Origin of the sequence: Mycobacterium sp. shizuoka-1, from assembly GCF_002723835.1 — a bacterium.
Classification (GTDB): Bacteria; Actinomycetota; Actinomycetes; order Mycobacteriales; family Mycobacteriaceae; genus Mycobacterium.
This window is the reverse complement of the sequence record NZ_BEWG01000080.1, coordinates 6,988-27,787: the sequence shown is the minus strand read 5'-3', so window position 1 is coordinate 27,787 and position 20,800 is coordinate 6,988. Positions and strand designations below refer to the sequence as shown.

Below are 20,800 nucleotides of genomic sequence, written 5' to 3'. Positions count from 1 at the left end.
GCGATCGGCACCCCGCGGACTTCGGTGTCGGCCTGGGCGGTGCGCATGAACTCCTTGACCGGGACCACGCAGCGGATCATCTCCTCGACCGCAGCGCCCATCAGGCCGGGATCGTCTTTGAGGCGCTGCAGTTCGCCGGGGTTGCGCACCAGTTCCAGGAGCCCGCCGGCGATTCCGGCGCTGGTGGTGTCGTGGCCGGCGCTGGCGACGATCACGTAGTAGGAGGCGGTGTCCATATCGGACAGCGGTTGGCCGTTGATGGTGGCGTTGGCGATCGCCGACGTGAGGTCCTCGGTGGGGTGTTCGCGCCGGGATGCGGTCAGCGTTGCGAAGTAGTTGAAGAAGTCCAGCAGTACCGCGAGCATCGCGTCTTTGGATTCGCCGCGCTGGAACTCGGTGTCGTCGCCGCCGAAGAGCTCCTGGGTGAGTTTGAGCATCCGGGGGAAGTCGGATTCGGGCAGGCCCAGCAGGGTCAGGATCACATACAGCGGGTAGTTGACCGCGATCTCCTGGGCGAAGTCGATTTCGGGACCTTGTTCGAGCATTTTGTCGACGTAGATCTTGGCCAGTTCGTCACAGCGGGTCTTCAAGTCGCGCATGGCTTTCGGGCGAAACCAGTCGGCGCCGATCTTGCGCATGTCGCGGTGGTGCGGATCGTCCATGTGGATCAGCGTGCTCAGCCCGATGCCCGCCTCCCGATCGGCGCGCAACTGGTCGTCGAGTTCGGTCGCGACGAGAATCGGCCGCGGGTCGTTGGTGAACAGATCGTTCTGACGCTCGATGTCCATGATGTCGGCGTGCTTGGTGATCGCCCAGAACGGCCGATAGCCCTCCGCCTCGACCCACGACACCGGGGCATGCGCACGCAGGTGTGCCAGCGCGGCGTGCAGCGCGGTCTCGTCGACGTAGGACCGCGGGGTGGCCAGAACTCGGCCCGCGTCATCCATGATCCGTGTGGTCATCGGCACTCCTTGTAATGTGGAACGAGATCGTTCTAGATTATGGCGAACCTCACAGATGGGTCAAGATGTCGTCGTGACTGTCGAAGGGCGCACCTACGGAGGGTTGAGCTCCGAACAACGTTCGAGAGAACGCCGCGAGCGCCTGCTCGACGCGACACGGGAACTGATCGCCGAGGACGGCCTGGCACCGCTGACCGTCGACCAGGTGTGCCAGCGGGCGAAACTGAGCAAGCGCTACTTCTACACCGAGTTCACGACCAAAGAGGATCTGCTGGATGCCTGCGCAGAGGATCTGTACTCGCGGCTGAAAGCGGCCATGGAGCACGTGCTGACCACGACTCCGCTGGCCGACCGGGCCCACGGCGTGCTGCGCATCGTCGTGCGCACCCTGGTCGCCAGCGCCGCCGACGCGCGGCTCTACATGGAATCGCCCGGCTTTCCGCGACTCCGCCAACTCCGGCAACGGGAGATCGGCGAGTTCACCGAACGCATTGCCGCCGAGGCCATGCCCTTCACCGGATCGCCGCGCCCAGCCGTGGACCGTCTGCTGGCGACCAGGGGAATGGTCATCGCCGCGACAGAGCTCATCAGCGCATGGCTGCACGGCGACATCGACACCGACGAGCGCACCCTCGTCGCCACCCTGACCGCGATCACGCTGGGCGCGGCCGGGGCCGTGTGATGGGTGACTCCCCGGCATCAGTGCTCGCCACGACCGCACTCAACCCGCGATTGCGTCGGGTCACCCTGCGCGTCGACGACCCTGATGCACTGGACATTCCGCCGGTCCCGGATGCGGCAGTGGGGGTGTACTTCACCACGTCGGCGACCGAGCAGGGCCGGACCTATTCCGTGCGCCGGCACGACCGGGACCGGCTCGACCTCGACGTCGTCGTGCACACCGGCGGGCTGGGCAGCAACTGGGCGCAGACCGCTCGTGCCGGCGACCGCGTGCGGATCGACCACGCGAACGGGTGGTACCGCCCACCGTCGGGCACCTCGTGGCAGCTGCTGATCACCGACCTCGCCGGCCTGCCGGCCACCGCCCGGATCATGGCCGAGGCACCGGCGGCCATCGAGACGACCGTCGTCGTCGAGGCTGCCGAGCTCGACGACCTCGAGTATCTACCTGAGCGCCCCGGCGCCACCGTGATGAGCACTCTGGGCACCGGCAACGGGCTGGGCCCCAGCCGGCTGGCGCACCTCGTTCGGCAGCTCGACGCGCCGACGCAGGGTTACTGCTGGTTCGCCGGCGAAGCCGCCGAGGCACGCCAGGTCCGCAAGGACCTCCGGGGTCGAGGGTGGAGCGCCGACCACTACGACATCACCGGCTACTGGCGCTACGGCTCCGAGGCCTGGGATACCAAGTTCGCCCTGGTCAGCGGCGAGCTTGGGCAGGTCTACCAGCGGGCCGTCACCGCCGGTAAGGGCCCCAAAGCGGCCGCCGAAGAGTTCGATGAGGCCTTGGAGCGGGCTGGTCTGTGAATGGCCTGGTCGACGGCCATTCGGGTGTCGAGTCGTGGCTTATTTGTGATGTGCATCACCTATACTCGATTTGATGACTCAGGTCACAACCGGAGGTGTTCGATGAACGGCATGCACCCTTCCAGAAGGCCCCTGCCGTCCAGTGCGATCAATCCGCACCGGGGCGTGATGGCTTTCCTGATGATCGTCGTCTTCATCGCCGGCGTGGCCGGCGCGGTGGTGGCGCTGTCGATGGGCCACTCAGCGGCCGTGCTGAGTATCGTGCTCATCGCCTTCGGCCTGATCGTGGCCGCCGCGATCTGCTGAGGTTCGGCGCTACCGGACTCGGCTGAACCGGTCCGGGATATCGCGGTAGTCCGCGCGTATCGCGGGCTTGTCCAACTTGCCGTTCGGCAGACGGGGCAGCGGCTCTTCGCGCAGCACGACGTACCGCGGCACCTTGTAATCCGACAGAACCGCTTCGCAATGCCCGATCACCGTCGACTCTGTCACGCCCGAATCGGGGGCGACGGTGATGATCGCGGCCGGGGTCTCCCCGAAGCGGGAGTCCGGCGCGGCGATCACCGCCACCTCCTCGACGCCGTCGACGGCCCGGATCGCCGTCTCCAGCTCGACCGGTGAGATGTTGATGCCGCCCGAGATGATCAGTTCCTTGATGCGGTCCACGAAGGTGATGCGCCCCTGCTCATCGCGCACGCCGACATCGCCGCTGTGCAGCCAGCCGTCGCGGATCGCGGTCGCTGTGGTGCCAGGATCGTTCCAGTACCCCGGGGTTACACCAGGGCCGCGGACCACCAGTTCGCCGTGCTCGCCCGGGCCGGCCATCGAGCCGTCCGCGAGCATCACGTCGACCTCGGTGAAGATCGACCCGCTGCCGCAGGAATCCGGGTGCTCGAGCGCCTCGTCACGCAGCGTCGCCGTCGCCACGCCGCCGGCCTCTGTCATCCCGTAGATCTGGCGCAGCAACACCCCCTTCTGCGCCCAGCGCCGCAACAGGTCCGCAGGCACTGCCGCGCCGCCGACGATGGCCGTCTGCAGCGAACTCAGATCGGCATCCACGAACCCATCAGCTCGCGACAGCGCCTCGAACACCAGGGGCACACCGAAAAGCGCTCGTACCGAATGCTTCTCGATCAGCGTGACAGCGCGGGCCGGGTTGAGGTCCGGTTCGACGATCAGGGTGCCCCCGAGCACCGAGGTGATCAGCAGGCCGTACACCAACCCGGGAGTGAACGCCAGCGGCAGCACCAGCAGGGTGACGGTACCGGGCCGGAAACCCTCCTCGGTCAGGGTGTTCTCCAGCACCATGCCCATCAGGGTGCGGCTGGTCAGAATCACCCCCTTGGACAGACCGGTCGACCCGCTCGTGAAGATCACCGCGATCGGGTCTTGCTCACCGGGCTCCACCACAAAGTCGTCGGGATCGCCGTGGCGTTGCGCGTCAACGACATCCAGACTCCAGACCGTGAAATCGCGCCCCGCGGCGCGTGCCTCGTCGGCCACGTCGAGGTGGGTCCCCGCGGCGATCACCGCACTGATCTCGGCGTCGTCGGCGACCTTGCGGATCTCGGCGGGCTTCAGGCGAGAGTTCAGCGGCACCAGGGTCGCCCCGCATTTCATCACCGCCAGCGCGGCGACCGGCCACTGCGAGCAATTGGGCGCCAGCAGCCCCACCCGGTCACCCGGCTTGACGCCCTCATCGGCCAGCTTCCTGGCCAGCCGACCGGTCCATTCGTGCAACAACCGATAACTGATGTGGCCGTCGCCGACGATCACGGCGCTCTGGTCACCCTTGGTCCTGGCCCACCAGCGCAACGCCGATGCCACGGTCTCAGCCATCGTCCTCCTTGCTCCTGTCGGTCAGACCGTTGCTGCTGAGCCGAATACGGTGGAGCTCACCAATGGTGCCATGGGGCCGCCGACCAGGAGCGAGATGTCGGCGTTCTCCACCGGATTCGGCGAGCCGCCCCGGATCTGGCGCACCGCCTCAGCCACCAGCCCGATGCCGTGCACGAATCCCTCCGCGATGTTGCCACCGGCCGTGTTGATCGGCAGCCGGCCGCCGACCGTCAGGTTTTCCACCGTCAGATGATCGCCCGCTGCCGGACCGTTGGGGCACAATCCATGGTCGATCATCGCCGCGACGGCCGGGCCGGTGAAGTTCTCATAGACCTGCGCCACGTCGACGTCGGCGGGGTTGATCTGCGCTCCGGCCCACAACCTCTGCACCAAGACCGGGTGGAATCCGGCGCTGGTGTAGTCCTGCTCGTTCTCGACCGATTCGCTCCACCCGGCCGCCGCGCCCTGGACGCCGGCCAGGATGTAGGCAGGTCGGCCCCGATACTCCGCCACCCGGCTGGCCCGAACCACGAGAACCGCTGTGGCCCCGTCATTTTCCCGAGAGCAGTCGAACAATCGCAGCGGCTCGGAGATCAGCCGGCAGGACTGGTAGCGGTCGTGATCGAGCGGGTGGCCGTACGCCACCGCATTCGGGTTGTTCTGGGCGTGGTGGTACCCGGCCATGGCCACCGCTTCGAGTGCCGACGCAGGCACCCGGTCCACCTCCAGCATCCGCTGGGTGCGCAGGGCGCAGACCTGCGCGGGCGCCAGCATGCCATGGGCGGTGTAGAGATGGCCCATGTGGCCCTTGTTGAAGGCACCGCGGCCGTCGGTGCCCTCGCTCAAACCCCGATAGACGACGACGCAGTCGGCTTGCCCGCTATAGACGGCTGCCGCAGCACAATTCACCGCCGCGGCGACACCGCCGCCCCCGCCGCCCCAGACCTGGGTCGACCACCGGACCTCACGCACCCCCAGCGCGGCGCCGAGCGCCAGGCCTTCGCTCGAGTCACCGGCGTAGGACACGAACCCGTCGATCGACCGCGGATCGGCACCGGCGTCCTCGCACGCCCGTAGAATCGCCTGCAACACCAACTGTGCGGACGACAACGGACTGGTGCCGCGTCTGTAGTAGTCGGTCGCACCGACCCCGACGACGGCGGTTCCCCCACGGAACGCGCTCATCGGCGGACCGCCTCGAGTTGCCAGCGGATCAGCGGCCAATGTTCGGCGTCGGGAGCAGCGTCCATCCGGCCGCGGACCCGAGCACCGATCCGCGGCGTGACACCGTCGGCATGGGCCAGCACCCCGAGCACGCGACACCCACCTGCGCGGGGCAACTCCACCAGAACGACCACATAGGGCAGGTGTCCGGTGGCCTCTGGACCGAACGGCTGCCAGGTGCGGGTCCACGAGTAGATGGTCCCCACCGGCTCGACCTGTTCCCAGGACAGTTCGAAACAATGGCAGCATGGGCAGATCGGGCGTGGCGCCCAGATCCAGCTCGCGCAGCCGGGGCATCGCTGCAGGAGCAACTTGCCCTCCCGCAATCCGTCCCAGTGCGGGCCGTCGAGTCCGTCGTCGGAGGGCCCGGCCAGGTCCATCCACGGGGGTGTGTCGGGGATGTTCCGGACACTGAGAACACGCCACGTGCCGTCCTCGAATCGCACCCAGCGGCTTCGTAATTCGAACCACTCGTCACCGGGTTCGACATACCGGATCACCGCGTCGTAACGGCCGTCTCCGACTGCGGTGATGCTGCGCACCTGGCAGCCCGTCAGCCGGGTCGGCACGTCGGCCGAAGCGATCAGCTGACCGACGCGATCCGGCAGAAAATCGGCAAGGACAACCGCGTTGTCCGCGGCCGCCACCGCTTTGCCGTGGGCCTCGACCGTGGCGACGAGTTCGTCTGGCACACCGGACGAAAGGTTCAACTGCTGCCTCCGAGTTGGTAGCGCACGTCGGTGCGGTCGTGGTGGAAACCCGCCAACCGCGCCGCGTTCACCAGGCGGGCGTCGCCGGAATCGACGTGGATGAGGGCACCGGACAGGCCGGCTTCGCCGGCGACGGCGACGGCGCCGTCCAGGAGCCGTCGCAACGCGCCCGGCGGAGCGGACGGCGACGCCTCGACACTGTCGACGACTGCGCAATCGCCGAATTCCTCCGACGCCACCGGCTGCCGGTTGAGGGTGACCGAACCGAGGACACGGCCCATCTCCCGCAGTGCATAGCGCGCACCGCGGGCGGTCGACCCACTGGGTTCGAGAACGGGTGCCGCGGAAACCGCGAGGTCCGAGTCCAGTCCGCGAATGAGCTGCCAGACGCGGCGGGTGCGGGGGATCAGGAACCGGTCACTGAGCCGGCCGCTGGCCGGGTGATTGCCACGCGCCCAGGCCGTCACCGTGTGCGCCCCGGATCCCAACCATCCCCCGGCAGCGGTCGTGTCGAGGCCGACCTGCTCCAGGAGCAGGGTCATGATGCCGATCGACCGCAGGGCGGGATCGATCACCGCGGTGGCCTCGGCTCGGCCCGACGACGCGCCGGCCAGCCGCAGCAGCCCGGCGATGCGCGCGGGGACATTCGGTTCGTCCATCGCGACGGCGTGCGGCAGCATCCAGATCAGAAGATGCCGGTCGGCGGACTCGTCGTCGGCGAGCGACCCTGCCACGTCGGCGAAGTCGATGGTCGTGTATCCGGGCTCGGCATCGTACGCCGCGGCACGGGCCAGCAGCGCGCCCAGCTCGTCGGCCTCAGAACAGCTGAGCTCCGATCTCCATTCGTATGTGATCATCGTGGAATCAGGACGGCACAGCACCTTCGGCGAGCAACTTCTTGATCTCCCGCCGGAACACCTGGTTCGCTGTCTCGTTGCGTCCCAGCAACATATCGCCCGCATCAGCGCTACCCATACCCTGCTGAGAGTTGCGCAGCAGCGGGAAATCCTCGCTGTGCAGCACCGTCAGCAAGATCTGCCAGTTCTTCTCCCACCGGTGGTTCCAATGGTCCTCGGCCATCTCGGATGCCTCCAGCCCGGGCACCATCAGCCGCTGTTCCATCCGCGACCGGGTCGGATCGGTGGGATGTGGCCGGAAGGTCAGCAGCTGGAAGTGGTCCGGCTGGCGAAGCAACGTGCTGTTGGGCAGCAGGAAGTGGGTCTCGGTGACGTAGGGATCCAGCGAGCGGTCACCGGGATCCTCTTCCAGCCAGCGGTCGATCGACTTGCGCGGTGCGATGAACCGGCAGTGTCGGCCGAAGTCTTCGAACGCCATCACGTTGGTGTGGATGATCTTTCCCGCGGAATTGGGGTGGGCGTACTGAATGTGGTAGCCGTCCAGGAACGCGTCCTGCATGATCTTCCAGTTCGTCGGCTCGTCGAAACCGGCCGCCCGGAAACAGACCAGATCCTCGATCCGGTAACCGGCCAGGATCGCATCCATCTCCGGCCCCAGCCAGGCAGCGACGTCGATCGACGCGCTGGCGTTGTCGACGATCCAGACGAAACCGTGGCGCTCCTCGCAGGGCAGCTCCACCAGGCCGAACTTGCTGCGGTCGATATCGCCGAAGGTGTTGTCGCGGGTGATCATTCGCAACGAGCCGTCAGGATCGTAGGACCAGCGGTGGTACGGGCACGAGAAGAACCGGCAGCGGCCCTTCTCGTTGTCCTCAAGCAGCGCCCCCCGATGCCGGCACAGGTTGACGAATGCCTTGACCCCACCGTCCTTCTGCCGCACCAGCAGGACGTTGTTCCGCGGCATCTGGACGGTCATGAAGTCATACGGCTTGCCGATCTCGGTGGAGTGCGCGGCGATCGACGGCACCTCGCCGAAGACGAGATCGCGTTCCCGCTGGGCGAGTTCGGGGTCGGTGAATTCGTGCGCGGAGAACGTCACCACGTCGTCGAACTTGTCGGTGGTGTCGTTACGCAGCAGCTCGATCGCCCTGCGGATACGATCGGGGCGCGGCAGCGATGTGGTCATTGCGCTCTCACTTCTCGGGGGTGAAGGTGATCGGCATGCGATGGCAGCCCCGCACCTGGGTGGCGTGGAAGGTCGGCGGGTCGGAGTCCACCAGCTGGTAGTCGGGGATGCGCCGATGGAGTTCTTCTAGTGCGATGCTCAGCTCGAGACGGCCGAGGTGTGAACCGAGGCAGCGGTGCGGCCCGGACCCGAAAGACAAGTGCCGGTTGGGGTAGCGCGTCACGTCGAAGGTGTTCGGCGAATCGAAGTAGTCGGGGTCGCGATTCGCGGTGCACAGCAGGACGATGAGCTGATCATCCTTGGCCAGGTGGACGTCGCCGAGCGTCGTGTCGCAGGTGACGCGGCGCCCGGCGGTCACGGCCGCCTCGATGCGCAGCACCTCTTCGACGGCTTTCGGCAACAGGGTCGGATCGGCGATCAGCAGATCCCGCTGGGCCGGATTGTTCACGAAATGAACGACCGACCAGGCCAGCGAGCCTTGCACGGTGTGCAGGCCACCCATGAGCAACAGGAAGAACATCCGGAAGAGCTCTTCGTCGCTGAGCAGCCGGGTGCCGTCAGGCAGCTCGACTTCAGTATTGATCAGTTTGGACGTGGCGTCGTCGCCATATTTGCCACGGCGCTCGGCGATCACGGTGTTGAAGTAGCCGGCGATCGTCATGGCCGCCATCATCATCGCCTGATCGGATTCCTCCTTGGTGCCGCCGGGCTTGCCGAACAATACGGCGTCGGTGGCGTCGGTGAACATCTGCGCATCGGCGATCGGCCAATCCATCAGGGCCAGAAAGACCTTCGCGGGCAGCTCGTGAGCGAACTCCGAGATGAACTCGGCCTCGCCTCTGGCGGCGAACTTATCGATGAGGTCATTGACCACACCGCGGATATCGTCGGAGAGCCGCTTCATCCGCTGCGGGCTGAACAGCGGCTGCAGCGCATGGCGATAGGCGGTGTGCTCCGGCGGATCCAGTTCCAGTGGAATGAATTTGCCGAAGTCAGCAGGGGTGACCAGGTTGTTCGGATAGCTGGAGAACGTGGTGGTATCGGTGAGAACCTGGTGAATCTCCTTGTACCGCGTGATGATCCAGTGGCCGCCGTGCGCGGTCGAGTAGACCACCGGGCCCATCGCGGCCAGTTCGGCCATCTTCTGCTGCATGACGTCCACCGGCTCGGCCAGGCTCGGGTCATACACGTCGAAATCGGTCACCAGGTGAGCGGGAACTTTTTCCATGGTCGGCATCTCAGGGGTCTCCTCGGCGGTCATCGGATCCGGACGTCGTGGTCAGCCGACCGGTTGGGGGTTGAGATCGTCCGGGAACCACATGCCGACCCGGGCCAGCGTTCCGCCGTCGGTCGCACCGATCACCGCACCGGAGATGTAGGCCGAGTCATCGGAGACCAGGAACAGCGCCACCTTCGCGTTGTCGGACAGTGCCGGCGGACGGGCCAGCTTCAGCGGAATCGGCGACACCGTCGGGTTCCACGGGCCGGCCGACTCCTCGTAGGACATCCCGACCACCGGGGACCCGGGCGGCATGAGGAAGTTGGGCGACATTCCGTGGGTCGGCGCGATCGCGTTGACGCGAATGCCATACCTGCCCAGATCGAGGCTCAGTCCACGCACCAGTCCGTTGACCCCGGCTTTGGTGGCGCAGTAGAACGCGATGCTCGGGTAGGCCACCAGAGACGCCGCCGACGACGTGGCCAGAATCGTGCCGCCGCCGTTGGCCTTCAGATGCGGCACCGCGGCTTGGGCGGTGTAGATGACACCGCTGAGGTTGACGCCGAGAACATCCTGCCAATCGGCTTCGGTCATGTCCTCGAAGGCAACGGCGTCCTCGAGACCCAGCGCCGCCGCTCCGCCGCGGGAGACGATGCCGGCGTTGGCCCAGGCGATGTCGAGCTTGCCGTAGTGCTCGACCGTCTGGTCGATCGCCGCGGTGATCTGGGCTTTGTCCGACACGTCTGCAGTGATGGCGATCGCGTCACCACCGTCGGAGGTCACCAGCTTGAGCGTCTGCTCGGCGCGATCGGAGTCGATGTCGACGATCGCGACCTTGGCGCCCTCGGCGCTGAACAGTTGCGAACAATGCCGGCCAAGACCTGATCCGGCGCCGGTGATGACGGCGACTTTGCCTTCGAGTCTCATCCTTCTCCTCTGTCGGCGGAGCCGAGGCCTTCACCGGCCTGCGCTCCCGCTGCTACGGGGCTCCTGTGACCTGCAACACCCGGGTCCAAACCTTACGCCTATAGGTTTAGTGCGTCAATCAGTCGTCGTCGATGACCAACGCGAGCTCGGGACACGACGCGACGCCGGCCCGCGCGAGCGCCACCTCATCGGGCGCCACATCCCGCTCCTCGAGGATGCAGAAGCCCTCGTCATCGATGGGGAAGATGTCGGGCGCGACGGCGTAGCACTGCGCGTGGCCGGCACATTTCGCACGAATCAATCGGACTCTCATCGACGCTGGATCCCTTCGCTCGGCGCGGTCTGTAAAACTATAGTCATTAGATATTGTGGATGAAACCGGCCAACGAGGAGCACCTTCCATGACCCCCACCGGCGATACCGGCCTGCTGTTCGTCGGTGGCCAATTCCGCCCCGCAGCCCACTGCGTCCCGGTGGTCGACGCCGCGACCGAAGAGATCATCGGTCACGCCGGTTGCGCGAGCCGGACCGACATCGACGATGCAGTCACCGCCGCACACGGTCCGCAGGCGAGGGCCTGGTCGGACGCCGAACCTGCCGAACGGGTCGAGATCCTCACTCGCTTCGCCGCCGCCCTGCAGTCCCGCGCAGCCGCCACCTCGACGTTGGTCAGCCGTGAGAACGGCATGCCGATCAGCCTGTCCCGCAACGTCAACGGCATCTTCCCCGCCGCGTTGGTCGGCTACTATGCCAAGCTCATCGCCCGCGCCGAACTCGAACAGATCCGGCCGGCTCTCATCGGCCACACGATCGTTCGGCGCGAGCCGGTCGGGGTGGTCGCGGCCATCACCCCGTGGAACTATCCGCAAGCCCTCGCGGTGATGAAGCTGGCACCCGCACTTGCCGCCGGATGCCCGGTGGTGCTCAAACCGGCTCCCGAAACCGCTTTGGACTCACTCGTGTTCGCCGAGGCCGCACTCGAGGCCGGGCTGCCACCCGGGGTGCTCAACGTGGTTGCGGGCGATGCGTCGGCCGGCGCGCATCTGGTAACCCACCCCGGCGTCGGCAAGGTGGCCTTCACGGGGTCGACCGGCGCAGGCCGGAGTATCGGCGCCGCATGCGGGCAGCTGATCCGCCCGGTCACCCTCGAGCTCGGCGGCAAGTCGGCAGCCGTGGTCCTCGACGACGCCGATGTCACGCACACCGTCGACGGGTTGCGGACGGCGTCGTTTGTCAACAACGGCCAGACCTGCCACCTGAGCTCCCGCATCCTCCTACCGCGTTCTCGCTACCGCGAATTCGCCGACGCGATCGCCGAGATGGTGCGGGAGCTGGTGGTCGGTGACCCGCTGGCGGACGAGACCGAGATCGGCCCGCTGGTCAGCGCCACCCAGCGGGACCGCGTGCTCGGTTATATCGCCCACGGAAAGACCAGTGGCGCCACACTGCTGGCCGGCGGCGACATCCCGGCAAACCGGCCCCGTGGCTGGTTCGTGGCGCCGACGCTGTTCGGCGATGTGGACAATGCCGATCGCCTTGCCCAAGAGGAGATCTTCGGCCCGGTCGTGGTCATCATCGGCTACTCCGATGATGACGACGCGGTACGCATCGCCAACGATTCCCGCTTCGGCCTCGCCGGAACGGTGTGGTCCTCCGACACCGAGCGGGCCGTCGCCGTGGCCCGCGCCATCCGGACCGGCACGGTCGGCATCAACGACTACCAGCTCGACATCCGCTCGCCCTTCGGCGGCGTCAAGGACAGCGGACTCGGTCGCGAGCTCGGGCCGGAAGGGCTGCAGAGTTATCAGGTGACCAAGTCGATCTACCGGGTCGGTCCGGCTACCTCAGGCGGGTAGCCATTGCGCTGCTTCGTCGAAAAACCTTACGATGTTAGATAAATCACGGTTCTGACGGGAGAGTTCATGGCCGGGCCCACTGCGATAGCCCCCGACGGCGCAACCAGCACCCCGCAAGAGCCGACCATCACGGTGCGGCGCCCGGCGGACGGCGCGGTGATCGCGACAGTGCCCGATCTGGACGCCGTACAGGTCGCCGCGATCTGTGCCGAGCTTCGCGCCGCCCAGCCTGCCTGGGAAGCGTTGGGCCCACGGGGCCGCAGCACCCACCTGCTGGGCTGGCTGGACTGGCTGCTGGACAACGAGAGGCGGCTCCTGACCCTGGTCCAGCAGGAGACCGGCAAGTCGTGGGCCGATGCCGCACTGGAGATGTCGGTGGCCGTCGACGTCATCAACTACTTCACCAAGAACGCGGAATGCTTCCTGGCGGATCGACACGTCAAGCCGGCCGGCGCGGCCAACGCCGTGCGCCGGTTGCGCGTTCAGGTGCGGCCGTATCAGCTCGTCGGGCTGATCACCCCGTGGAACGGCCCGCTGGCCGGTCCGATGATGGACGTGGTCGGCGCCCTGGTTGCCGGTGCGGCGGTGGTGTCCAAACCGTCGGAAGTGACCCCGCTGACCTGGGCCGAGGCCGTCCGAGGATGGCGTGAGGAGATCGGGGCTCCCCCGGTTCTGGCCGCCGCCACCGGCGCAGCCGCCGCCGGGGCAGCGGTCGTCGACGAGGCCGACATGATCATGTTCACCGGTTCCGTGCGGACCGGACGCGCGATCTCGGTGCGGTGTGCCGAGCGACTGATTCCCTGCAGCCTCGAACTCGGCGGCAAGGACGCGATGATCGTGCTCGCCGACGCGGATCTCGAACGGGCGGCAGCCGGCGCGGTGTGGGGCGGGATGACCAACTCGGGACAAGCCTGCGTCGGAATCGAGCGGGTCTACGTCGAAGCCCCGGTGTACGACGAGTTCGTCGCGCGGGTGACCGAGAAGGTACGCGCCCTGCGCCACGGGGTGGACGCGCCGGGCAGTTACTCGTGCGATATCGGGACGATGGTGACCTCGGCACAGGCCGACATCGTGGCCGAGCACGTCCAAGACGCCGTCGACCGAGGGGCACGAGTCCTGGTGGGCGGAAAACGCGGGCCGGGCAACAGCTTCGAACCAACCGTGTTGGTCGACGTCGACCACGGCATGCGCTGCATGCGGGAAGAGACATTCGGACCGACCCTGCCGATCATGCGGGTCGCGAATGCCGACGAAGCGATCGCGCTGGCCAACGACTCCGACTACGGGCTCAGCTCCAGCCTGTGGACCCGCGACCCGGACAAAGCCGACCGGCTCTCTCGTCGGATCGAAGCCGGCTCGGTATCGGTCAACAACGCACTGGTCGCGACATTCCAGTTCCCGATCCCGATGGGGGGTTGGAAGAACTCGGGACTGGGCACCCGCTTCGGCGGACCGCAGGGCGTGCTCAAGTACTGCCGTCAGCAATCGGTGGTCACCGAGCGCTACGCACTGAAATCCGAGCCACTGTGGTATCCCGTCGTTCCCGCGCGAGCGCGCCTGATCTCGCGTGCCGTCCGTCTGCTCGGTGCGCACGACTGGCGCCGCCGCCTGGGACGGGCCGGCGCACAGCGGCCGCAGACACCGCCGCTCTCGGTATAGTGACGCCCATGCGCACAGCGGCCGACCGGTTACCTCGCGGGCTCGGGTCGCACTGAGATGGCACGGCCGTCCAAGCCGCTCATCAGCCGCACCGCCGCCGTCGAGGCGTCCATCGAGATCATCGATTCCGAGGGACTCGGCGCGTTCAGCTTGCCCCGGCTGGCCGCACACCTGGGCGTTCGGGCTCCCTCCCTCTATCACCATTTCGCCGACAAGAACGAGATCCTGACCGCCGTCGCTCGTCATATCGCCGGCAAGTCGGTCATCAAGCCGCGCCGGTCGCCCGGTCCCGACTGGCCGGAGTACTTCGTCAGCCTCGCACTGAATTTCCGGCAATCGGTGCTCCGCCATCGCAACGCCGCAGCCATTCTCATCGAGCATCTGCCGCGCGAAACGCTCATCGGGAGTTTCGAAGACGCCGCACGCTTCCTCACCGACTCAGGAGTGCCCGTCCACCTGCACGTGCAGATCCTGGACGGCATGGAAACGCTGTGCGTGGGCGCGGTTCTCTCCGAAGCCGTCCGGATGCCGCGCGGACGCAATGCGCTGTTCCCGCCGTTCGAGCTGGAGAAGTATCCGCACCTCGCCGAGGCGATCAAGGTCAATGACCTGACGGTGAAAGAGGTTTTCGCCGAACGGATCCGGAGCTTCCTTTACGGTGTGGTCGCCAACGATGCCTACCGGCGGTGCGCCCAGGAAACCCCTGCCTGACCGCAGCTGCCTCAGCGCAGAGCCGGCGGGACCAGCATGCCCTGCCAGGTCGGAGAACCGTTGTGTCCCGCGAGATCTGACTGGGTATAGGTGAGGCCGTCGGGCCCCACGTAGCTGCCGGTCGCGGGGTCGTAATAAGCGACTGCGACTGGCGCGGCCTGTCCGGGGGGCGCCGCTGCCGGCACATCCGGCGGCGGTGGTTGTGGAATGTCCTGCCCGGACAGCGTTGCGTTCGGGTCACCTTTCCAGTTGAACCCGTCGTTGAGTGGCACATACTGCTCGTTGCTGCGGCACATTTTGGCGGTCGGCGCGCGCTTACCGGGATTGTTCAGGCACGGCAGATTTCGCGCGCCGCGCACCGCCAGCCACGAGTCCTGGGGGATGCGGCAATACAGATCGTCGGCGGGGCGGTCGGGTGTGTCGACCATCGACGGTATCCGCTGTTGCTGCGCGGGCAGGTATCCCGTGGTGCACGGTGGCGGAAGGTTGAGATTCAGATTGAACGACAACACCAATCCCGGGTGCTGGCTGTCCCGGTTGGCGACGGTGCCGGCCGCCATCACCTGAACGCCCATCGGTATCAGCACCAGAAGCTGCTCGACGGCGGGCTGGTCGGTCAGCGCGAGCTGTCCGATCCCGGCGAGATTGGCCATCAGGATGGGCAGACTCGGTCGAAGCCGCGCGACCAGCTGGTCGGCCTCCCCGGCGGCGCGGGCGCCGTCGGTGACCAGTCCGGCGAGCGCACCGTCGTTGTCTCGCAACTGTTCGGTCAGACCGGAAAGGTGAGCCGCCCAGGACCGGATGGAGGCGGCCGAGTTGGCCTGGGAATCCAGCACCGGGCCCGATTGGTCGATCAGTGACGTCAGCGGGCCGAGATTGTCCTGTGCGGCGATCGCCAGCTTGGTGGACCCCGTCACGATGCGCGAGATTTCCGGCCCCAATCCCCCGATGGCTGCGTCACTTTCGTCGATCACCGTCCTCACGTTGTCCCGCGGGATGGCCTGTAGGCCGCGGTTGGCCGCATCGAGCAGTTCGCCGATATCAGGCGGCACCGATGTCCGGTCGGCGGCGATGACATCGCCGTTCTTCAGCGACGACGTCCCCGCACTGCGCGGAATCAGCGCAACATACTGCTCACCGATGGCCGACGTGCTGTGCACCTGCGCATCCAGGTCTGACGGGATACGCACGTCGGACCGCAACGACAGCCGGGCGTCGACGCCGGCATCGGTGAGCGCAACGGCGGTGACCCGGCCGACCTCGGTACCGCGGTAGGTCACGTTGGCGCCTTCGTACAGTCCGCCCGCCCGGGGCAGTTGCACGGTGACGGTGTAGCGCCCGATCCCCATCATCGCCGGCACGTTGATGTACCCGAACACCATCACCGCCCCGGCCACAACGGTGACAACGCCGAAAATGGCCAGCTGCAGCTTGATCCATCTACTCAGATGCATGTCAGGGCCCCTGATCGAGATGGTAGGGGGCAACGAGAGGATTGCCCGCGGTATAGGGGCTGGGCAGCTGGCCGATGGTGCGCCCCCACTGCATCTCCAGTTCGGTGAGGTCGCCCTCCCACCGCGTGCCGGTGAAGATCGTGTTGTCGATGCGACTCAACGTCAGATCGACGATCGCGGTGATGTTGGCGTAGTCGCCGCGAATCCAGTTGTCCAGCGGCCCCTTCGGCCACGGGAACGTACCGAGGAAGTCCAGCGATCGGGTCAGATCCGGTCCGGCGTCGGCCAGCGACCGTAGCACCGGCGCGACCTCTTTGAGCTCCTTGACCAGGTTCTCCTTGGTCTGATTGATGGTGTCGGCGGCCACCGCGCTGAACTTGCCGAACGCCGCCAGCGCTTCGGCGAGATGATCTCGCTGCTGCGCCAGCACTGCCAGGGCATCCGGTATGGTCCGGATCGCGCGATCCAGGACGGGCTTCTGATCGGCGAAATGGCCGACCAGACCGTTGAAACTCTCTGTGGCGGCGATGATGTCGCCGGTCTGCGCGGAAAGTCGCCCGGTGAACTGGTCGAGCTGGGTGATGAGGCTGCGCAGGTCGGCCTCACGGTGGGCGAACGCAGTGGCGAACGCGGCGGTGATGTCCTGGACCTGACCGATGCCGCCCCCGTTGAGCAGCAGTGACAGTGCCGCCAACGTCTCGTCGGTGCCGGGATATGCCCCCGCGTTCTGCAGCGGAATGAGAGATCCGTTGTGCAGCTTGCCTTGTGGCGCCCCGTTCGTCGGCGGGGCGAGTTCGAGGTGCAGTGAGCCGAGCAGGCTGGTCTGCCCCACGGTGACCGTGCTGTTGGCAGGAAGATCCACGTCGCCGTTGAGAGTGATGGTCACCAACGCATGCCAGCCCTGGCGTTCGATCTTGGTCACGGTTCCCACATTCGCGTCACCGACGCGAACGCGGGAGTTCTGCTGGATGTAGCCGACGTCGGGCAGTTGCGCCTGCACGGTGAACGACCCGTCGCCCTGACCCTGGGTTCCTGGCAGCGGGAGTGAGTTCAGACCGTGCCACTCACACGCCGTGCCGGCGCCGGTCGTGACCAGGACCGCAACACCGGCAACGCAGCGGGTCAGCGTCTTTCGCCGGATTCGCGTCATCCTCCGCCCCCTGGCGGCACCATCATCCCCGGCAAGCCGGCGGCCGGGTCGGTCGAGGTCGGCTGCGCCTGAACCGGGAGCGGAGCGGGTACGTGATCCGGCCTCAGCCAGTCCTCGGAGTAGGTGAGCTCGTTGGGTCGCGCCGACTCTCCGACGATGTAATTCGACCCCAGCGGCGGGAAGTTGAACTGCCGGTTCTTGATGATCGGAGCGAGGTACTGGACGCACAACTTGGCGGACTGCTCGTTGTTGAGCCGGGATGCGGCCTGGATCCCGCCGCACAGGAACGAGATCGGGTTGGCGAAGTTCTGCATCGTCAACACACCGGTGATGCCCTGCTGAGTCGGTTGATAGATGTTGATGAAGTTCTGCAACGTGTTGGGGAACAGGTGCAGGGCCTGTTCGACATCGTCGATGCTCTCGTGCACGGCAGTGGTGATGGAGGCGAGCTTGTCGGTCGTCGTACCGAGGACCTCCCGGTTGTCGCTGATGAACTTCGTGGTGTCACCGACGACATCGTTGAGATCCTTGACCGCATCGCCCACCGCTCCCGGGGAGGCGCTCAGCGCACCGGTCACCGCGGCCAGATTGTGATTGAACTGCTCGAGCAGTTGGGAGCTGTCCTGCAATGCGCCGACCACGACCGACAGATTCCTGATGGTCGAGAACATGTCGTCGCTGTGGTCGCCCAGGATCGACAAGGCCTGCGACATCTTCACCACGGTGTCGTGGATGGCCGGGCCCTGCCCCCGCAGGTTGTCGGCGGCGGTGTTGATGAACGCACCGAGGGTACTGACCCCGCCTGGTGTCGTCGGCTGCAGCGCATCCGTCAGCTTCACCAACTGCTGACGCAGGTCATCCCACTCCAGCGGGACGGCCGTTCGTGATTGGGGGATCACCGCACCGTCGCGCATCGCCGGTCCCCCGGTGTAGGCCGGGGTGAGTTGGATCGCCCTCGAGGTGACCAGCTGCGGCGAGATGATCGCTGCTTTGGCGTCGGCGGGCACCTGGTAGCGCGGGTCGACCGAGAAGCTGATCTTGACCCGCTGCGCCTCGGGCTCGATGTGGTCGATCCGCCCGACCGGCACCCCTAGGATCCGCACCTCGTCGCCGGTGAAGAGCCCGTTGCTGTTGTCGAAGTAGGCGACGACGTGCAGCCGCTGCGACGCGGTGACGTGACGCACCAGGACGACACTGGCGGCGGCCAGGGTCACCAGCAACACGATGGCGGTGCCGATCCGCACGGCCCGCGGCGTCATGGCCGGCCTCCGTCGGCCGGTGGCTGCGCGGGCGGCCCGGGTGGCGGTCCGCCGGGCGGCGGCGCCGGAAGCGGCTCACGATAGGGATAGCGGGTGTCGCCCGGGTTTCCGGTGATCGCATCGGGCAGATTGAGCTTGGGCTCGCCGCCCTGACCGGTCCGCGGGAAGGGCACCGGCAGCGGCGGGGTGGCCGGCTGACCGGTCTGGGGATCGGTGCGCTGCGAGGGCAACAAAACATTGGGATCGAGGCCGAGATCGGAGAACGCCGCGTCGACGAACGGCTGGATGAACTGGCCCGGGAGCAGGTTGGCGATATAGGCCTTGAAGAACGGGCCCGAGGCCACGCTCTCACCCAGCGACATGGCGTACTGGTTGAGGTACTTGATCGCTTGTTGCAGGCCGGCTTTGCGGTTGTCGACAATCGTCAGCACCGAGTTGAGCTTGTCCAGCGTCGGTCGCAACTGCGCCTTGTTGTCCGCGATGAAGGCGCCCAGCTGCCTGGCGAGGTTGGAGAGATTCGTCGATATCTGCTCCAGAGCCTCGCTTTGGGTGCGCAACTCGGCCAGCAGGGCGGTGCTGCTGGCAACGAGGTTCGCGATCTCGTCGGCCCGTTGCGACAGCACCCCGGTCGCCTTACTGGCATCGGCCAGCAGGTTCCGCAGCGCAGCGTCGCGGGCGTCCAGCGTCTGGGAGAACCGCCCGACGCCCCGCACCGCCTGCTGGAGAACCGGCGGCGTGTCCTTGAACGTGTCCGAGAGGGTGGCAAGGGCATCGGAGACCGACTGGGTGTCCAGACCATTGATGGTGGCCGACAGATCGCCGAGTGCGTCGGGCAATTGGTAGGGCGATTTCGTTCTCTCAAGCGGGATCGGTTGCGTCAGTTGCCCGTCTCCGCGGGGGGTGATCTCCAGAACTTTGGCTCCGAGCAGGCTCTTGGTGCGGATGTTGGCCTCGCTCTGCCGGCCGAGACGCACACCCTTGTCGACCTCGAAGGTCACCAGCACCTCGGCGCCGTGGAGATCGACCGACGACACCTCACCGACCCGATAGCCGGCCACCTGGACCGCCGCCCCCGGGCGCAGACCACCCGACTCGCCGAAATAGGCGCTGTAGTGTCTGGCCGAATCGAGAAACGGGAGCCTGTCGTACTCGAGTGCGACCGCCGCGACGCCGGCGATGGTGGCGACACCGACCACCCCGATGGTGAACGGATTCCGTTCGGCGAAGGATTTCACTTGGGCGCACACCGCCCCGTGTCCTGGCCGGCGAGTTTGACGTACACCGGCTGGCCGCCTTTGCCGTTCACCTTCAGCACCAGGTCGCACAGGTAGAAGGTGAAGAAGTCACCCATGATGCCCAGGCGGCTGAGCACTTTGTAGGAGTGCGGGACCGTCTCGAGGAAGTTGTCGAACCAGTCGTGGTCGGCGGCCACGATCGAGCTGACCCGATCTGTCTGTGCCACCACGTCTTTCACCGGACCACGAGACGCGTCCAACAGGTCGGCGATCGTGCCGGTCGCGGCGTTGGTGTAGGCGACGGCGTTGGTGATGTCCGTCTTTCGGGCCGCGAGCCCGCGTGTGAGCGCGGCCAGTGAATCGATCGCCTTCGCGACCTGACCACTCTGGCTGCTCAGCGAGCCCATCACTGCGTTGAGGTTGGTGATCACCTGGCCGACCAGCTCGTCTCGATCGGCGAGAGTGCTTGTGAGCGAGGCCGTCTGATCCAGGAAAGCGCCGATCGACGCACCCTGGTCTTGGAATACGGCGATCAGTTGCGACGACAGTTCGTTGACCTGCGCGGGGTCCAGGGCCCGGAACAGCGGCCGGAATCCTCCGAGCAGTGTATCGAGGTCAAGCGCGGGCATGGTGTTGGCGACCGGGATGGTCGCACCCGGGTTGAGTCGCTGCGCGCCGCCCGCTCCTTGCATGAGCGCCAGGTACCGGTCACCGATCGGGTTCTCCCAGCGCACCGCCGCCTTGCTGCCTGCTGTCAGGAACACCGTGGGATCGGCGGAGAACTCCACCAGCGCCAGCGCATTGTCGGTGATCGAGATCTTCTTCACCTTGCCGACCTCGACGCCGGCGATGCGGACGAAGTCTCCCGTGGACAGTCCACTGACGTCAGTGAACTCCGCGCGATACACCTGCTCCTCGGAGAGCCGGAGCTGTGCGAACACGGCGAGCAGCGCACCCGTCCCGATCAGGCAGACGACCACGAAGACCGCGAAGCTGATCGCGGCGCGACGCACGTTGGTGTTCACAGGTGGCTAGTCCTCGGGTCAGCACGGATTACGGGGAGGGTG

Annotated in this window: 20 protein-coding genes; 6 read left to right on the top strand and 14 right to left on the bottom strand. The window is 66.6% G+C overall.

Translation table 11 applies throughout. The features are described 5' to 3' along the window. A partial coding sequence (locus MSZK_RS21845) for a cytochrome P450 (RefSeq protein ID WP_099250701.1) occupies window positions 1–962 on the bottom strand: 962 nt, incomplete at its 3' end. A gap of 73 nt (window positions 963–1,035) precedes the next feature. Here MSZK_RS21845 and MSZK_RS21840 point away from each other — a divergent pair. From MSZK_RS21840 to MSZK_RS32455, 3 genes are read left to right on the top strand one after another with little or no spacing between them, the layout of a single operon-like run. After that, complete coding sequence (locus tag MSZK_RS21840; RefSeq protein WP_158230619.1) at window positions 1,036–1,644, top strand: TetR/AcrR family transcriptional regulator; 609 nt, start codon at window positions 1,036–1,038, stop codon at window positions 1,642–1,644. After that, window positions 1,644–2,447, top strand: coding sequence for a siderophore-interacting protein (locus tag MSZK_RS21835; protein ID WP_099250695.1), 804 nt, complete (start codon window positions 1,644–1,646; stop codon window positions 2,445–2,447). Before MSZK_RS21840 ends, MSZK_RS21835 begins: the two co-directional genes overlap by 1 nt. After that, window positions 2,448–2,753 (top strand): hypothetical protein, encoded by a 306-nt coding sequence (locus tag MSZK_RS32455; protein WP_158230618.1) that lies wholly within the window; start codon window positions 2,448–2,450, stop codon window positions 2,751–2,753. It abuts the gene before it with no gap. A gap of 9 nt (window positions 2,754–2,762) precedes the next feature. On the opposite strand, the gene MSZK_RS21825 is transcribed toward MSZK_RS32455, so the two are convergent. The 8 genes from MSZK_RS21825 to MSZK_RS21790 form a co-directional block, all read right to left on the bottom strand. Further along, a complete protein-coding gene (locus MSZK_RS21825) occupies window positions 2,763–4,286 on the bottom strand; it encodes a class I adenylate-forming enzyme family protein (RefSeq protein WP_099250693.1) in 1,524 nt (507 codons plus the stop codon). 21 nt (window positions 4,287–4,307) lie between these two features. Further along, complete coding sequence (locus MSZK_RS21820; RefSeq protein WP_099250692.1) at window positions 4,308–5,471, bottom strand: transporter; 1,164 nt, start codon at window positions 5,469–5,471, stop codon at window positions 4,308–4,310. After that, window positions 5,468–6,202 carry a Zn-ribbon domain-containing OB-fold protein gene (locus MSZK_RS21815; protein WP_233211441.1) on the bottom strand — a complete coding sequence of 245 codons (735 nt, stop codon included), beginning with the start codon at window positions 6,200–6,202 and terminating at the stop codon, window positions 5,468–5,470. Before MSZK_RS21815 ends, MSZK_RS21820 begins: the two co-directional genes overlap by 4 nt. Before the next feature lie 14 nt (window positions 6,203–6,216). Beyond that, a complete protein-coding gene (locus MSZK_RS21810) occupies window positions 6,217–7,077 on the bottom strand; it encodes a hypothetical protein (RefSeq protein WP_099250690.1) in 861 nt (286 codons plus the stop codon). Window positions 7,078–7,084: 7 nt separating this feature from the next. After that, window positions 7,085–8,263 (bottom strand): aromatic ring-hydroxylating dioxygenase subunit alpha, encoded by a 1,179-nt coding sequence (locus MSZK_RS21805; protein WP_099250689.1) that lies wholly within the window; start codon window positions 8,261–8,263, stop codon window positions 7,085–7,087. A gap of 7 nt (window positions 8,264–8,270) precedes the next feature. Next, on the bottom strand, window positions 8,271–9,500 hold the full coding sequence (locus MSZK_RS21800; RefSeq protein ID WP_099250700.1) for a cytochrome P450: 1,230 nt from the start codon (window positions 9,498–9,500) through the stop codon (window positions 8,271–8,273). Between the two features lie 42 nt (window positions 9,501–9,542). After that, complete coding sequence (locus MSZK_RS21795; RefSeq protein ID WP_099250688.1) at window positions 9,543–10,409, bottom strand: SDR family NAD(P)-dependent oxidoreductase; 867 nt, start codon at window positions 10,407–10,409, stop codon at window positions 9,543–9,545. A gap of 118 nt (window positions 10,410–10,527) precedes the next feature. Then, window positions 10,528–10,722 carry a ferredoxin gene (locus tag MSZK_RS21790; RefSeq protein WP_099250687.1) on the bottom strand — a complete coding sequence of 65 codons (195 nt, stop codon included), beginning with the start codon at window positions 10,720–10,722 and terminating at the stop codon, window positions 10,528–10,530. Between the two features lie 88 nt (window positions 10,723–10,810). Here MSZK_RS21790 and MSZK_RS21785 point away from each other — a divergent pair, with 88 nt between their 5' ends. From MSZK_RS21785 to MSZK_RS21775, 3 genes are all read left to right on the top strand, one after another. Next, window positions 10,811–12,265, top strand: a complete 1,455-nt coding sequence (locus tag MSZK_RS21785) for an aldehyde dehydrogenase (protein WP_099250686.1) — start codon at window positions 10,811–10,813, stop codon at window positions 12,263–12,265. Window positions 12,266–12,331: 66 nt separating this feature from the next. Next, a complete protein-coding gene (locus tag MSZK_RS21780; RefSeq protein WP_099250685.1) occupies window positions 12,332–13,924 on the top strand; it encodes an aldehyde dehydrogenase family protein in 1,593 nt (530 codons plus the stop codon). A gap of 57 nt (window positions 13,925–13,981) precedes the next feature. Continuing rightward, window positions 13,982–14,635 carry a TetR family transcriptional regulator gene (locus MSZK_RS21775; protein WP_099250684.1) on the top strand — a complete coding sequence of 218 codons (654 nt, stop codon included), beginning with the start codon at window positions 13,982–13,984 and terminating at the stop codon, window positions 14,633–14,635. Between the two features lie 11 nt (window positions 14,636–14,646). Here MSZK_RS21775 and MSZK_RS21770 read toward each other — a convergent pair whose 3' ends face one another. Genes MSZK_RS21770 through MSZK_RS21750 form a run of 5 tightly spaced genes read right to left on the bottom strand, consistent with a single transcriptional unit; the run spans window position 14,647 to window position 20,758 of the window. Beyond that, complete coding sequence (locus MSZK_RS21770) at window positions 14,647–16,089, bottom strand: MCE family protein (RefSeq protein WP_099250683.1); 1,443 nt, start codon at window positions 16,087–16,089, stop codon at window positions 14,647–14,649. Window position 16,090: 1 nt separating this feature from the next. Then, a complete protein-coding gene (locus MSZK_RS21765) occupies window positions 16,091–17,239 on the bottom strand; it encodes an MCE family protein (protein ID WP_099250682.1) in 1,149 nt (382 codons plus the stop codon). Then, window positions 17,236–18,498, bottom strand: coding sequence for an MCE family protein (locus MSZK_RS21760; RefSeq protein ID WP_099250681.1), 1,263 nt, complete (start codon window positions 18,496–18,498; stop codon window positions 17,236–17,238). The genes MSZK_RS21765 and MSZK_RS21760 overlap by 4 nt, the downstream gene beginning before the upstream one ends. Continuing rightward, window positions 18,495–19,733 carry an MCE family protein gene (locus tag MSZK_RS21755; RefSeq protein ID WP_099250680.1) on the bottom strand — a complete coding sequence of 413 codons (1,239 nt, stop codon included), beginning with the start codon at window positions 19,731–19,733 and terminating at the stop codon, window positions 18,495–18,497. The genes MSZK_RS21760 and MSZK_RS21755 overlap by 4 nt, the downstream gene beginning before the upstream one ends. Continuing rightward, a complete protein-coding gene (locus MSZK_RS21750) occupies window positions 19,730–20,758 on the bottom strand; it encodes an MCE family protein (RefSeq protein WP_099250679.1) in 1,029 nt (342 codons plus the stop codon). Before MSZK_RS21750 ends, MSZK_RS21755 begins: the two co-directional genes overlap by 4 nt. Between the last annotated feature and the right edge of the window lie 42 nt (window positions 20,759–20,800).

Excerpts from the sequence above, each read along its gene's own strand:
- MSZK_RS21765 (WP_099250682.1), bottom strand. The coding sequence starts at position 17,239 with ATGACGCGAATCCGGCGAAAGACGCTGACCCGCTGCGTTGCCGGTGTT.
- MSZK_RS21775 (WP_099250684.1), top strand. The coding sequence starts at position 13,982 with ATGGCACGGCCGTCCAAGCCGCTCATCAGCCGCACCGCCGCCGTCGAG.
- MSZK_RS21825 (WP_099250693.1), bottom strand. The coding sequence starts at position 4,286 with ATGGCTGAGACCGTGGCATCGGCGTTGCGCTGGTGGGCCAGGACCAAG.
- MSZK_RS32455 (WP_158230618.1), top strand. The coding sequence starts at position 2,448 with ATGGCCTGGTCGACGGCCATTCGGGTGTCGAGTCGTGGCTTATTTGTG.
- MSZK_RS21805 (WP_099250689.1), bottom strand. The coding sequence starts at position 8,263 with ATGACCACATCGCTGCCGCGCCCCGATCGTATCCGCAGGGCGATCGAG.
- MSZK_RS21760 (WP_099250681.1), bottom strand. The coding sequence starts at position 18,498 with ATGACGCCGCGGGCCGTGCGGATCGGCACCGCCATCGTGTTGCTGGTG.
- MSZK_RS21820 (WP_099250692.1), bottom strand. The coding sequence starts at position 5,471 with ATGAGCGCGTTCCGTGGGGGAACCGCCGTCGTCGGGGTCGGTGCGACC.
- MSZK_RS21810 (WP_099250690.1), bottom strand. The coding sequence starts at position 7,077 with ATGATCACATACGAATGGAGATCGGAGCTCAGCTGTTCTGAGGCCGAC.
- MSZK_RS21795 (WP_099250688.1), bottom strand. The coding sequence starts at position 10,409 with ATGAGACTCGAAGGCAAAGTCGCCGTCATCACCGGCGCCGGATCAGGT.
- MSZK_RS21770 (WP_099250683.1), bottom strand. The coding sequence starts at position 16,089 with ATGCATCTGAGTAGATGGATCAAGCTGCAGCTGGCCATTTTCGGCGTT.
- MSZK_RS21800 (WP_099250700.1), bottom strand. The coding sequence starts at position 9,500 with ATGCCGACCATGGAAAAAGTTCCCGCTCACCTGGTGACCGATTTCGAC.
- MSZK_RS21780 (WP_099250685.1), top strand. The coding sequence starts at position 12,332 with ATGGCCGGGCCCACTGCGATAGCCCCCGACGGCGCAACCAGCACCCCG.
- MSZK_RS21835 (WP_099250695.1), top strand. The coding sequence starts at position 1,644 with ATGGGTGACTCCCCGGCATCAGTGCTCGCCACGACCGCACTCAACCCG.
- MSZK_RS21785 (WP_099250686.1), top strand. The coding sequence starts at position 10,811 with ATGACCCCCACCGGCGATACCGGCCTGCTGTTCGTCGGTGGCCAATTC.
- MSZK_RS21790 (WP_099250687.1), bottom strand. The coding sequence starts at position 10,722 with ATGAGAGTCCGATTGATTCGTGCGAAATGTGCCGGCCACGCGCAGTGC.